The organism is Canibacter zhoujuaniae (genome assembly GCF_011752015.1).
Lineage (GTDB): Bacteria > Actinomycetota > Actinomycetes > Actinomycetales > Microbacteriaceae > Canibacter > Canibacter zhoujuaniae.
The window spans coordinates 363,047-375,576 of sequence record NZ_JAAIKA010000001.1; the positions used below are offsets into that span (position 1 = coordinate 363,047).

Sequence of the window (12,530 nt, forward strand, 5' to 3'; positions counted from 1 at the left end):
CGTGATTTGTATCACAAAAGTAGTCCTAATAGTGCCGGAAGTGGGACTCGAACCCACACACCTTGCGGCGCCGCATTTTGAGTGCGGTGCGTCTACCAATTCCGCCATTCCGGCTGGCGCTGCTGAAGCATAGGCCAAACAGTCTGCCTGCTCCAGCATAGCGCAAACTTTACTGTCTTGCAGCCTCCAACACGTGTTTCCGCGGCCCAGCTTCAGGCAGACGACCAGTCGCCTCGCCTATACGATGAATACGCATAGTGTTAGTGGTGCCAATTATTCCCGGAGGTGTGCCACAAATGACGATGCAGAGATCCCCCACCTGTGCGGAGCCGTCGCCGAGTAAGACATTATCGACCTGCTCAAACATCTCATCAGTGGTGCTAACACGCGGCTCCTGATAGCTCTTCGCACCCCAGGTAAGCTGCATACGGCGCACAATATCTAGTGATGGAGTGAAACCAAAAATTGGCACGGATCCGCGCAGGCGTGACATACGGCGCACGGTATCCCCCGACTCCGTAAACACACAAACAAACTTCGCTCCAACGAAGTCAGCAACCTCTCCCGCAGCAAGCGTCAGTGCACCGCCTTGAGTGCGCGGTTTAGTCGCAATAGGTTCGATGCGTCCGAGCGCTTTCTCCTCAGTCGCTTCGATAACCTTCGCCATAATCGACACTGCCTGCACAGGGTGCGCACCTACGCTGGTTTCGCCAGAGAGCATCACAGCGTCAGCACCGTTAATGATTGCGTTTGCGCAGTCAGATGCTTCCGCCCGTGTCGGGCGTGGGTTTTCTATCATCGACTCGAACACCTGCGTTGCAACAATAACAGGTTTCGCATTCTGTCGGGCAAGCTGAATCGCATCCATCTGCACCAGCGGCACCTCTTCGAGCGGTAGTTCAACACCAAGATCCCCGCGGGCAACCATAATGCCGTCAAAGGCTTGAATAATCTCCTCGAGATTTGTGACCGCTTGTGGCTTCTCGATCTTTGCAATTACCGGACGGTGAATACCCTCTTCCGCCATAATTTCGTGCACACGCTTGATGTCTGCAGCATTGCGCACAAAAGAGAGTGCGATGTAGTCAGCGCCAAGTTTTAGTGCAAACCGCAGATCTTCCTCGTCTTTTTCAGACAGTGCTGGCACATTAACAGCAACACCGGGCAGGTTGATTCCCTTGTTATTGCTCACCGCGCCGGGCACCTCAACCACAGCGTGCACGGTGTCGTCTGTCACTTCAGTAGCACGCAAAACAACTTTGCCATCGTCGATTAGGAGCGGATCCCCAACGCGCACATCTCCCGGCAGACCCTTGTGCGTTGTTCCGACAAGCTCACGCGTTCCAACTACGTCACGAGTTGTGATCGCGAAAGGATCACCGACCTCGAGTTCGTAGGGCCCACCGTCAAACTTCCCGAGTCGAATCTTCGGGCCCTGCAAATCTGCGAGCACCGCAACAGGCCTGCCAACCTGCTGTTCGGCTCTGCGAATATTCCGGTAGATCCCTTCATGCACAAGATGGGTGCCGTGCGACATGTTTAAACGAGCAACGTTCACTCCAGCAGTAATAAGCTCCAGCGTGTTTTCAAAGCTGGCAACCGCCGGCCCCCAAGTAGCAACAATTTTTGCGTGACGCATAATTTTTAAGCCTAAACTTTCTGATTCATCGAATCCATGGTTTCATGTGCACTGACATTAGAAACCTCTGGATGGTTAAGAATGTGGTGATATTTTTCACCATCGGCGGTGTCTTTCAGGGTTGATTTTCCGGGTCGGTCAACACCATCCCTGTAGACACTAATTTCCCTGCCTGTGTGGCGGCGTGATTGGATAAAGATAATCAAAACACCCAGCAAGATAGCTGCTAGCGCCGTTAATCCGTTGGTGCGCAGACCGAAAAACTCGTATGACGGATCCAAGCGAATTCCTTCAAGCGCCATGCGCCCCAGGCCATACCAGATCAGGTACATGCCAAAGAATTTACCCCACCGCGGCTGCAGTTTCTTTTCGAGCGTCAGCAGCACGGCTAAGCCGAGCAGGTTCCAGAGGATCTCATACAAAAACACCGGATGGAAATAGACACCGGCAGGTGCACCAACCGGCAGAGCAGGATTGCCCGGATCAATCTCAAGACCCCACGGGAGGGTAGTTGGTGATCCGAAAAGTTCTTGGTTGAAATAGTTACCGATACGGCCAATAGCTTGCGCCAAAAGCAGCCCGGGAACTAAAGCATCTGCCAGTGACCAAAACCTGACACCGGTCAGGCGTGATGCAAGAAAAACACCGAGTGCACCACCAAGCAGCGCGCCGAAGATAGCGATTCCGCCGTTCCAGATTGCAAACACCTCTAAAGGATTGGCGCCCTCATAAAAGAACTCATCCCAGTGAGTGATGACGTGATACAGGCGAGCCCCGACGATACCGAAAAAAACTGCGGAGACCAGGAAGTAAAACATCGCATCTTCATGACCGCCACGCTTCGTTAAACGTCGCGCGGTGTATACAGTCGCGACTACGATGGCAAGCAGCATAGTGACTGAATAAAATTTAATCTGCAACGGCCCAAGATTAAACGCGTTAATATCTGGGCTTGGAATATAAAAACTGTGCATCTCTTGCCTTTTTCGGTATCTTACGAGGCTACTTTTAACTTAGTTCGTCTGCATTACACTGTGCTAGTTTACGAGTCACGCAAACGCTTGGTTCCTGTTGCTAATTCTGCCGCAACAGAACTGAGCCTATCTATCCCACCGTCACGCAGTGCTTTTACGAGTGCGGTGCCAACGATCGCGCCGTCCGCGTAACCAGCAACAGCTTTCACATGCTCGGCGTTTGTGATTCCGATGCCGACACACACGTGTTTTGCACCTGCGGCACGTAAGCGCTGCACCAAACTTTCAGCAGCGGCATCAAGCTCTTCACGCGCTCCGGTAATGCCCATAGTTGAAACCGCGTAAACAAAACCGCGACTGTTTTCAGCGATCAACTTGAGCCGCTCATCGGTCGAGGTCTGTGCCGCAAGAAACACTCGATCAAGATCGTATTTCTCTGCAGCAGCGATCCATTCACCAGCGAACTCAGGAGTGATATCTGGGGTAATCAGCCCCGCGCCACCCGCATCCCGCAAATCTGCAGCAAAGCGATCCACCCCATACTGCAGAATCAGGTTCCAGTAGCTCATAACAAGAATTGGTGCTGCCACCCGCTCTGAGATTGCTTTAATCGCAGGAAAAATATCACGCACACGGAAACCGTTTTGCAAAGCAATAGTTGTTGCTTCTTGGATGACTGCGCCGTCCATAACCGGGTCAGAATAGGGCGGCCCAAGCTCAATAATATCGGCGCCAGACTCAACCAAAGTAACTGCAGCTGCAACGCTTGTTTCAATATCGGGGAAGCCAAGCGGCAGATACCCCACCAAAGCAGCGCGACCGGCAGCTTGTGCAGCCTCGATTGCAGCGGTTACCCGGCTCATCCCTCGGCTCCTTCGTCAATCAAGTTGAAATATTTAGCTGCGGTATGCATATCTTTGTCGCCACGGCCTGAGAGGCAGATAACGATAGTTTCTGATTCGTCCATATCGCGTGAAACTTCAATCGCTCCTGCAAGCGCGTGCGCCGACTCAATCGCCGGGATAATACCCTCGCAGCGAGTGAGCATGCGGAGTGCTTGCATCGCTTCGTCGTCGGTTGCACCGATGTAGCTCACTCGCCCAATATCATTGAGCCACGCGTGCTGCGGGCCAACGCCCGGATAGTCTAGACCGGCTGATATTGAGTGTGACTCGATTGTTTGACCGTCTTCGTCTTGCAGGATGTAAGTCTGCGCACCGTGCAAAACACCCGGCCGCCCACGTTCGATAGATGCCGCGGTTTCGGTGGTATCTAGACCCTTACCCGCAGCCTCAACTCCGTAAATAGCGACCTCAGCATCGTCAAGGAAAGCATTAAACATTCCGATTGCGTTGGATCCACCACCGATACAGGCAACAACTGCGTTCGGCAGGGCGCCGGTGCGCGAAATCATTTGTTCTCGCGCTTCTTCCCCAATAATTTTTTGAAAATCACGCACCAACGTTGGGAAGGGGTGAGGGCCGGCGGCCGTCCCGAAAATATAGTTTGTGGTTTCAACCGTGGCCACCCAATCACGAAACGCGTCGTTAATAGCGTCTTTAAGTGTGCGACTCCCAGAATTAACCGCAACAACCTCAGCACCCAAAAGACGCATTCTAGCGACGTTCAGAGCCTGCCGTTCAGTGTCGAGACCACCCATGTATATTGTGCAATCAAGGCCTAAAAGAGCCGCGGCTGTGGCGGTAGCAACACCGTGTTGGCCGGCGCCTGTTTCAGCAATTACACGAGTTTTCCCGAGCCGTTTGGTCAGCAGCGCCTGACCGAGCACGTTATTGATTTTGTGCGAGCCGGTGTGGTTGAGATCTTCGCGCTTCAGAAAAAAACGCGGCCCTTTGCCGCTTAAACCAAGCTTTTCACGCGCAGCTGCAGCAAAACGTGGCACCTCCGTTAGCTCAGATGGGCGCCCCGCATAGTGTGTCAGTAGCTCAGCTAGCTCAGCTTGGAAGTCTTTGTCATTAAGCGCGATCTCATGCTGTCTGCTCAGATCATCGATCGCCGCAATTAATGATTCAGGCATATAACGCCCGCCATATTCACCAAAGAACGGACCAGATGCTGTGCTCAATGACACGAAAAACTCCAGACTTTAAAGTGATGGACGTCGCGCTGTCGCGCGAACTACATTAATTTACCAAGTCTATCTAGGCTACCGCTGAAAATGCGGCTACAGCTGCTGCAGGATCACCGTCGCGCACAAGAGCCTCGCCAACCAGCACAACGTCAGCACCACCTGCCCGGTAGTGCGCGACATCTGCAACCGAGGCTACAGCTGATTCAGCAACACGAATAACCCCGGAAGGAATATGATCAGCGACTGAGGCAAATAGATCACGGTCGAGCTCAAAGGTTGAAAGATTGCGGGCGTTCACGCCAATGATCTCAGCACCAATGTCTACCGCTCGTGCAACCTCTTCAGCAGAGTGAGTTTCGACCAGCGGGGTGATTCCGAGCTGCATCGAGAAGTCATAAAGCCTCTGCAGCAAAGGCTGCTCTAAGCCGGCAACGATGAGCAGGGCCATATCCGCCCCAGCTGCCCGCGCCTCAAGAAGCTGAAACTCGGTAGCGATAAAGTCTTTGCGGAGCACCGGAATCGATACCCCACGCTTCACCTCGGCAAGATCTGCAAGCGAGCCTTTAAATTTGCGACTCTCTGTCAGCACCGATATCGCTGCCGCCCCGCCAGCTTCATACTGTTGCGCTAGCGACTGCGGGTCGCGAATATCAGCCAGCTCCCCCTTCGACGGAGAAGCGCGCTTCACTTCAGCAATGACCTTAATAGTTTCGTCTGGCGCGAGAGCGCTAAGCACGTCCAGCGGTTGCGGGCTCGCTGCAATCGCTGCTTCTAGCTCACTAATGGTGGTTGCTGCCTCACGGGCTTTAGCGTCTTCAAGAGCACCCGCGTATAAGTCACTAAGCACGGGAGATTAATGACCCTTTGGCGTGTACTTCGGGCCGTTTACTCCGTAGCCCGCCTTTGACAGTATGAAGCCCAAGAGCAAACCGAAAGCTGCTACGCCTGCACAGATAAACACAGCAACCGGCTTATCGAAAAAGAAGAAAAAAGCGCCGGCAACAAAAGCAAGCAGAATTATTATCACTGCAGTCCACGCTGCTGGTGAATCACCGTGACCTGGATCATTAATTGGGTTATTCAAGGAATCCTCCGAAGTAATACTCGAACTCCCCCAATCTTATCTAATACTGTGGCCCCGCGTGAGAGCAGACACACCTGGCAATAGGCTAAGATAGCCTCGAGCCTCCATAGCTCAGTGGATAGAGCAACAGCCTTCTAATCTGTTGGTCGCTGGTTCGAATCCAGCTGGGGGCGCGTGTGTGCATGCGAAACTAGTGAGAACGGCCTCTGTTGATGAAGCGCACAAAGTTTCCAAAAGAAGCGTGGGTTCTGCTCGGCGGCTCCTTCATGATCGCCTTGGGTTACGGCATCGTAGCTCCGGTCATGCCGCTGCTCGCAAACTCTTTTGGGGTTAGCTTTGCTGTTGCCGGGCTTGTGGTCAGTGTCTTTGCGGCGATGCGTTTTGTTGCTGGACCACTCGCAAGCTTCTTCACTACACGATTTGGTGGGCTGCCGGGTCTGCTAGTCGGCCTCTCTATAGTGACTGTCACAACAATTTTCTGCGCATACGCTGCAAGCATGACAGAGCTGCTGGTGTGGCGCGCACTCGGAGGCATAGGCTCAGTGACATTCTCGGTAGCCAGTAGTGTCATGCTTTTTGGGCTCGCCCCAGCAACCGCCCGCGCACAGATTGTCAGCTTAAACGCTGCAGCTTTTCTGTCGGGTAACATCATTGGCCCGCTGCTTGGCGCGCTGCTGGTTCCCTTTGGTATGCGCGCACCGTTTATTGTCTACGGCGTCATATTGGCTCTTACAGCGGCACTGATTGCCGTGCTCTTGCGCAGCAGCCGCGTTGGGCGCAAACCTGATAGCCGCGCCGCAAAAAATTCCGCGATGACGCTTGGCGAGGGGTTGCGCTTTCAAAGCTTTCGAGGTTCACTCATCGGCGGTTTTTCAAACGGCATTGTCTGGGGTATGCGCATGGCCATCCTGCCCCTGTTTATCGCATCGTATATTTCGAAGGATCCGGCCGCCGCTGGTTGGGCTATGGCCGCCTATGCGGCCGGAAATGCGCTACTCGTCGTGCCTGCGGGCAGGTTGAACGACCGGCTCGGCCGCAGGCCGCTAATTATTATTGGAACACTCGTCAGCGCTGTGGCACTGCTGCTGCTCCCGTTCAGCACAGAGATTATCTTGATGATTATCGTGGTCGCCATTATCGGTATGGCGGGCGCACTCGCCAACCCGGGAATCAACGCAACAGTAGCTGACGTTGCAGGTAAGCGCGGTTCAGCGAAACTGATAGCGAGCCTTTCTATGGTGACAGACCTTGGGGTGGTGATCGGCCCTGTTGCCGTCGGCGCGCTACTGGACGGAGTGAGCCCGCTCGCCGCGTTCTGGGCCTGTGCTCTGATGATGCTAATAACCTGCACGGTTTGGGTATTTAGCCCGGAACCGCTGCGACTTCACACCAAGCAGAGCTCTGAAGTGCTGCCAACAGTTAGCCCAGATATTGCTCCTGCAACCGGCGCTATCTCAATCGTTGAACTACCGGAGACAACGGGATCGATCCCGATTGCCGGTTTTGATCCGCAAGAAAAATCGGAAGAAGATTAGCCTTCGAGATTATCCTGCCCCGGAAGCCAGGTCAGCCCTGGTTTGCCCCACTTGCGTTTACGCTTAATTCGCATTGCTTCGCGGTAGTCAAAATCTCCGAGCCGATCGATATAGAGGTAGCCATTCAGGTGGTCGTATTCGTGCTGCATGATGCGCGCAAACCATCCGGTTGCATCTATTTGAAACTCTCTGCCGTCAATGTCCTGCGCGGTGAGCAGAGCACGCTCGGCTCGACGCAGCGCAAACCGCTCACCCGGGAACGACAGGCAACCCTCAACCTCAAGCTCTTGATCGGGATCCCCAGGCTGCGGGGGTGAAATTAGCAGCACGGGATTGATCGCAACCCCCTGCGCGGGTGCGACATCTTGGTCGGCATAATCCCACACGAAAATACGCTTTCCAATTCCAACTTGGGGAGCTGCGAGCCCAACTCCCGGGGCTGCAACGGTCGTTTCATACATGTCGTCAACAAGTTTGCGCAGCGCCGCATCGAACTCTGTCACAGGGCTTGCGGGGGTGTGCAAAACCGGTTCACCACAAATTGTTATTGGAAGAATAGCCATACCTCAAGAATAATCGCTCAGTAAGATGAGTAGATACCCCCTTACTCTCCCCTATTACGTTAGAGACAAATAATGACAAATTACCCCTCAGACAAAATAGTCTGGATCGACTGCGAGATGACAGGCTTAGACGTCAGCAAAGACGCACTTGTCGAAATTGCACTGATCATCACCGATTTTGACCTACAGCCGGTGGCTCCCGGGCTCGAAGTTGTGATTAATCCAGGCGCAGCAGCGCTTGAAAATATGAACGAATTTGTGCGTGACATGCACACAAAATCAGGGCTGCTTGAGTCAATACCGAGCGGAAAAACGCTTGCAGACGCTGAGGCTGAGGTCATTGCATATTTGAAGAAATACGTAAGCGGTAACAGGCGGCCACTGGTGGCGGGCAACACTATCGGAATGGATCGTCGTTTTATCAGCACATATCTGCCGAATTTTGATGCACTACTGCACTACCGCAGCATAGATGTGTCAACCGTTAAAGAGTTAGCAAGACGCTGGTTTCCCACAGCTTTCGACTATTCACCACCAAAGTTTGGCGGGCATCGTGCGCTTGCTGATATTGCTGAATCTATCCAGGAGCTTGCATACTTCCGTCGTGTGATCTTCCAAAATAGTGGTATCGACGCCGACACTGCGCAGTTGAAAGAAGCGCAGCTGCACACTCAAAAAGCGTTTAAAGAGTTGTTAGAAGACTCAGGAGTCTCGCTGCAAGACACGCGGCACGCCGAAACTGCCTAAACTTGGAACAAGAGATTTAGTTGCGCTATGCTGGCATAGTTGTCGGCGGCAACAGTTGTCGACACATGGTGGCTATAGCTCAGTTGGTAGAGCACCGGCTTGTGGTGCCGGTGGTCGCGGGTTCAAGTCCCGTTAGCCACCCCAGTTAAAGACCTACTCCGGTAGGTCTTTTTTATTTCACCGTTCAGCCAGCACAGCTCGCGCGCACTGCTCATCGACCACCAGTTCCGTAATTAACCCTGCCCGTAAAGCACCAAGCAGTGAATACCGTTTTGTGGGGCTCGCCACCACACACAGGCGGCTCGGAATGCTGCGGATCTGCTCGAAGCTCGGCCCGCTCGAACGCTGATTCAGCGCAATACCATCGGTGCTACCGTCTACACGATAGAAGGTTGTCGCACAATCACCCACAATCGCTTCGGTTTTAATCTGCTCCCGATCTGCACCATCAAGATACTCATCGGCGAAAACATGCGAGGGAAGGCCTGCTTTTGGTGAGCCGAGACCGAAGACAAAAAGACCGGCGCGCTGCTGCAGATCAAGCACACTGCGCACCGATCTCTCACGCCACATGGCCTCTTTTGTGCGCGGATCATCAAACAGCGCGGGCACAGGAAACTGATGCAGTGAGGCTCCGAAAGCTTGGGCGAACTTGCCAAAAATACTGCCCGTATAGGAGACCCCACTGGTGCGCACATTCGCAGCGCCGTTCATCTGCACCACGTTGACATCAAATACGTCTTTCGTGGGCAGGTGCCTAGTAATTGCTGACAGGGTTGCCCCCCAGGCAACACCGACGGTCAGTCTCGAGTCAATCGCTGCGGCAACAGCTTTTGCGGCAACACGCGCCGTTCTATCTAACCGTTCGAGCTCATTCACCCGGCTTGAAGCTGGCACAACTGTGGCAAGCACATCAAATTTTTTGTTTAACCGCTCTTCAAGACGGCTGCGATCCCCTGTGGGCGCGTGTATCTGTATCTCAACCAGCCCCTGCTCGCGCGCGTATGCCAACAGTCTCGAAACCGTTGAGCGCGAGGTTCCCAGCGCACGGGCAATAGCCGCCATTTTTTCGTTTTTCTCGTAGTAAAGTTTGGCCGCAAACAGTGCATCTTTAATGCGCAAATTTTCATTACCACGAACCATATTGCCGTCCTAGCATGTAACTCTAAGCTGTGATTTCAGTGTACATGCGAAAATTCTTGCACATATGTGCAATTCGTTTGCAAAAATATTCTCAAGGCGTAAGGCTGTAGGCAATGATTGGTTGTGGTGTACGCCAACGTGATCCACAAGATCTTCGAAGCTAACCTAAGGAGCTAGAGAGTGAACATCGAAGTTACCCGTAGCGCGGTAAAGTCGCTGCAGGATCGCCCGCACGCAGACGTTCTGATTATTGGCGGGGGCATCAACGGTCTCGCAACCTTCCGCGACCTATCTCTGCAGGGTGTCGATGTCGCCCTAGTCGAACGCCATGACTTCGTTTCGGGAGCCTCCTCCGCATCAAGCCATATGGTGCACGGCGGCATTCGCTACCTCGAAAACGGTGAATTCCGTCTCGTGCAGGAGGCTGTCGTTGAGCGCAACCGTCTCATTAAAAACGCGCCGCACTACGTCAAGCCGCTGCGCACCACGATCCCAATCTTTTCAACATTTTCAGGCATTTTAGCCGCGCCGTATCGACTGCTGGTCAGCCACGGCACCGGGAAGCCAAAAGAGCGTGGCGCAGCCCTCATTAAAACCGGCCTCACGCTGTATGATCTTTTCTCACGCGACGGCGGAGCAGTCCCCCGTCACCGGTTTGTGGGCGCGAAAAAGAGCCGCGCTGAATTCCCACAGATGCGCGACGATGTGAAATACACAGCCACCTACTACGACGCCTCTATGCACGATCCTGAGCGCATCGCACTTGATGTTTTGGCCGATGGTGAGTTGCTGGGTGGTGAGAAAGCGCGCGCCGCAAACTACGTTGAGGCAGTTGGCTTCGAAAACGGCGAGACTGTGCTTCGCGACAACCTGAGCGGAAAAGAGTTCAACTTTAAGGCAGACGTGGTGCTGAACGTCTCTGGCTCTTGGACTGACCTCACCAATGAGTCACTCGGCAATGACACACAGTTTATGGGCGGCACAAAGGGTTCACACATTGTGCTCGACAACCCAGAACTCTACGCCGCAACAAACGGTAACGAAATCTTCTTTGAGCATTCAGACGGTCGTATCGTGCTCATTTATCCTTTCAAGAATCGCGTGCTTGTGGGCACCACCGATATCGACGCGGATCCAGCAAAACTTACGGTTTGCACCGACAGTGAAATCGAATACTTCTTTGACCTGGTAAAGCACATCTTCCCGCGCATCAAGCTGGAGCGTGAGCAGATTGTTTACACCTTCTCAGGGATCCGCCCGCTGCCAAAACACGATGACACCGCTCCCGGCTTCGTCAGCCGCGACTACCGCATCGAACGCCAGCAGATGTTTGGTGTGCCAGTGCTCAGCCTGGTTGGTGGAAAGTGGACAACCTTCCGTGCCCTCTCAGAGCATCTGGCAGACGACACCCTCAAAGAGCTTGATGTGCGCCGCAAAGCAAACACCGTCGAAATGCCAATTGGTGGCGGCCGCAACTATCCAAAGGGTGATAAAGCACGCACCAAGTGGATCGCGAAGCATAAAGGAGATCACTCCGCCAATCGCGTGGAACAGCTGCTCGAACGCTACGGCACCCGCGCAAAAGACATCATCGCAAGCCTGCCAGAGACTGAAACTAAACTCAGCGCTGTGCCAGGCTACACAGCAGAAGAACTCGCCTACCTGGCCGAGCACGAGCAGGTTGTGCACCTTGACGATATGCTCCTGCGGCGCACCCATATCGCTTTCCGCGGCGGCATGACAGATGAGACTCTGCAGCAGGTTACCGATGCAATTGCAGCTGCGCTTGGGTGGGATGAAAACCGGCAGCAGGCTGAAATTGAGCGAACCACCGAAAAGCTAAGGATAGAACAGCGTGTCATCCTCGGCGAGCCAGGTGTAGCGCCTGAGCCGGAAGCGGCACAATAGGTCTAAGTAACGTTAGAAACCGCTGAATAATCAGCAATAAACCAAATAACAATAAAGAAAGGTCAATGTCGACATGGATACTAATCTCGGCTTGTACTTCCTGTCTGAGGCTGTTGGCACCGCCATGCTTATCCTGCTTGGCTGTGGCGTTGTCGCAAACGTAGTGCTGAAGGGCACTAAAGGCAACGGTGGCGGCACCCTCATGATCAACTGGGGCTGGGGCCTCGCGGTTTACGCGGGTGTGCTAGTGTCTGTTTACTCCGGCGCACAGCTCAACCCAGCAGTGTCTCTCGGCCTGCTCACCGCAGGTTCAATCACTGCTGCACAGTTCTTTACAGCTGTTGCCGCTCAGCTTGTTGGCGCCGTCATCGGTGCTGTGCTGTGCTGGCTCGCATACAAGGAGCACTTCGACCTCGAAGAAGACCCAGCAAACAAGCTGGGCGTATTCTCAACAGGCCCTGCAAACCGCTCATACGCTTGGAACTTCATCACCGAGGTTATCGCTACTTTCGTGCTCGTTTTCGTAATCTTCGCATTCGCTAACTCTGGTGTTGCAGAAATCGGTGTGCCAGGCGGTCTTGGTGCGCTCACCGCTCTGCCAGTAGCTCTGCTCGTTGTTGGTATCGGTGCATCACTCGGTGGCCCAACCGGTTACGCTATCAACCCTGCTCGTGACCTCGGTCCACGTATCGCACACGCAATCCTGCCAATTAAGGGCAAGGGTTCAAGCGACTGGGCATACTCATGGGTGCCTGTTGCAGGCCCACTCGTTGGTGGCCTACTTGCCGCACTCGCTGCGCCAGTTCTGCTCGCAGTAGCGGTTTAATTTAAGAGCCTAAAGAGGT

The 12,530-nt window shown here is 53.8% G+C and carries 12 protein-coding genes and 3 tRNA genes; 6 read left to right on the forward strand and 9 right to left on the reverse strand.

The features are described from left to right. Positions 1-32 precede the first annotated feature (32 nt). The 7 genes from HCQ99_RS01675 to HCQ99_RS01705 form a co-directional block, all read right to left on the reverse strand. Positions 33-114, reverse strand: a tRNA-Leu gene (locus HCQ99_RS01675). A gap of 55 nt (positions 115-169) precedes the next feature. Then, the gene (pyk, locus tag HCQ99_RS01680) at positions 170-1,639 is read right to left on the reverse strand and encodes a pyruvate kinase (protein WP_166984912.1); all 1,470 of its coding nucleotides are present in this window, start codon (positions 1,637-1,639) and stop codon (positions 170-172) included. An 11-nt stretch (positions 1,640-1,650) separates the two neighbouring features. Continuing rightward, the gene (lgt, locus tag HCQ99_RS01685; protein ID WP_166984914.1) at positions 1,651-2,613 is read right to left on the reverse strand and encodes a prolipoprotein diacylglyceryl transferase; all 963 of its coding nucleotides are present in this window, start codon (positions 2,611-2,613) and stop codon (positions 1,651-1,653) included. A gap of 68 nt (positions 2,614-2,681) precedes the next feature. Then, complete coding sequence (trpA, locus tag HCQ99_RS01690; RefSeq protein WP_166984916.1) at positions 2,682-3,476, reverse strand: tryptophan synthase subunit alpha; 795 nt, start codon at positions 3,474-3,476, stop codon at positions 2,682-2,684. Beyond that, positions 3,473-4,705, reverse strand: a complete 1,233-nt coding sequence (gene trpB, locus HCQ99_RS01695) for a tryptophan synthase subunit beta (RefSeq protein WP_166984918.1) — start codon at positions 4,703-4,705, stop codon at positions 3,473-3,475. The genes trpA and trpB overlap by 4 nt, the downstream gene beginning before the upstream one ends. Before the next feature lie 70 nt (positions 4,706-4,775). Further along, positions 4,776-5,552 carry an indole-3-glycerol phosphate synthase TrpC gene (trpC, locus tag HCQ99_RS01700; RefSeq protein ID WP_166984920.1) on the reverse strand — a complete coding sequence of 259 codons (777 nt, stop codon included), beginning with the start codon at positions 5,550-5,552 and terminating at the stop codon, positions 4,776-4,778. 6 nt (positions 5,553-5,558) lie between these two features. Then, positions 5,559-5,789, reverse strand: coding sequence for a DUF6704 family protein (locus tag HCQ99_RS01705; protein WP_166984922.1), 231 nt, complete (start codon positions 5,787-5,789; stop codon positions 5,559-5,561). A gap of 100 nt (positions 5,790-5,889) precedes the next feature. Here HCQ99_RS01705 and HCQ99_RS01710 point away from each other — a divergent pair. Both HCQ99_RS01710 and HCQ99_RS01715 read left to right on the forward strand, forming a co-directional pair. Further along, positions 5,890-5,962, forward strand: a tRNA-Arg gene (locus HCQ99_RS01710). 39 nt (positions 5,963-6,001) lie between these two features. Beyond that, entirely contained in the window at positions 6,002-7,324 is a 1,323-nt protein-coding gene (locus tag HCQ99_RS01715) for an MFS transporter (RefSeq protein WP_166984924.1), read from the forward strand. Here HCQ99_RS01715 and def read toward each other — a convergent pair. Next, a complete protein-coding gene (def, locus tag HCQ99_RS01720) occupies positions 7,321-7,887 on the reverse strand; it encodes a peptide deformylase (RefSeq protein ID WP_166984926.1) in 567 nt (188 codons plus the stop codon). The two genes, HCQ99_RS01715 and def, sit on opposite strands and share 4 nt — an antisense overlap. A gap of 72 nt (positions 7,888-7,959) precedes the next feature. Between def and orn the strand changes: the two genes are divergently transcribed. Both orn and HCQ99_RS01730 read left to right on the forward strand, forming a co-directional pair. Further along, positions 7,960-8,634: an oligoribonuclease gene (orn, locus tag HCQ99_RS01725; protein WP_166984928.1), complete on the forward strand. Its 675-nt coding sequence runs from the start codon at positions 7,960-7,962 to the stop codon at positions 8,632-8,634. 68 nt (positions 8,635-8,702) lie between these two features. Then, positions 8,703-8,778: transfer RNA gene (locus HCQ99_RS01730), tRNA-His, on the forward strand. Between the two features lie 33 nt (positions 8,779-8,811). Here the strand turns inward: HCQ99_RS01730 and HCQ99_RS01735 are convergent. Further along, the gene (locus tag HCQ99_RS01735; RefSeq protein WP_166984930.1) at positions 8,812-9,777 is read right to left on the reverse strand and encodes a sugar-binding transcriptional regulator; all 966 of its coding nucleotides are present in this window, start codon (positions 9,775-9,777) and stop codon (positions 8,812-8,814) included. A 180-nt stretch (positions 9,778-9,957) separates the two neighbouring features. Between HCQ99_RS01735 and HCQ99_RS01740 the strand changes: the two genes are divergently transcribed. Together HCQ99_RS01740 and HCQ99_RS01745 are read left to right on the forward strand one after the other, a co-directional pair. Continuing rightward, complete coding sequence (locus HCQ99_RS01740) at positions 9,958-11,685, forward strand: glycerol-3-phosphate dehydrogenase/oxidase (protein ID WP_243854761.1); 1,728 nt, start codon at positions 9,958-9,960, stop codon at positions 11,683-11,685. Positions 11,686-11,758: 73 nt separating this feature from the next. Next, positions 11,759-12,511 (forward strand): MIP/aquaporin family protein, encoded by a 753-nt coding sequence (locus HCQ99_RS01745; RefSeq protein WP_166984932.1) that lies wholly within the window; start codon positions 11,759-11,761, stop codon positions 12,509-12,511. Positions 12,512-12,530: the final 19 nt, after the last annotated feature.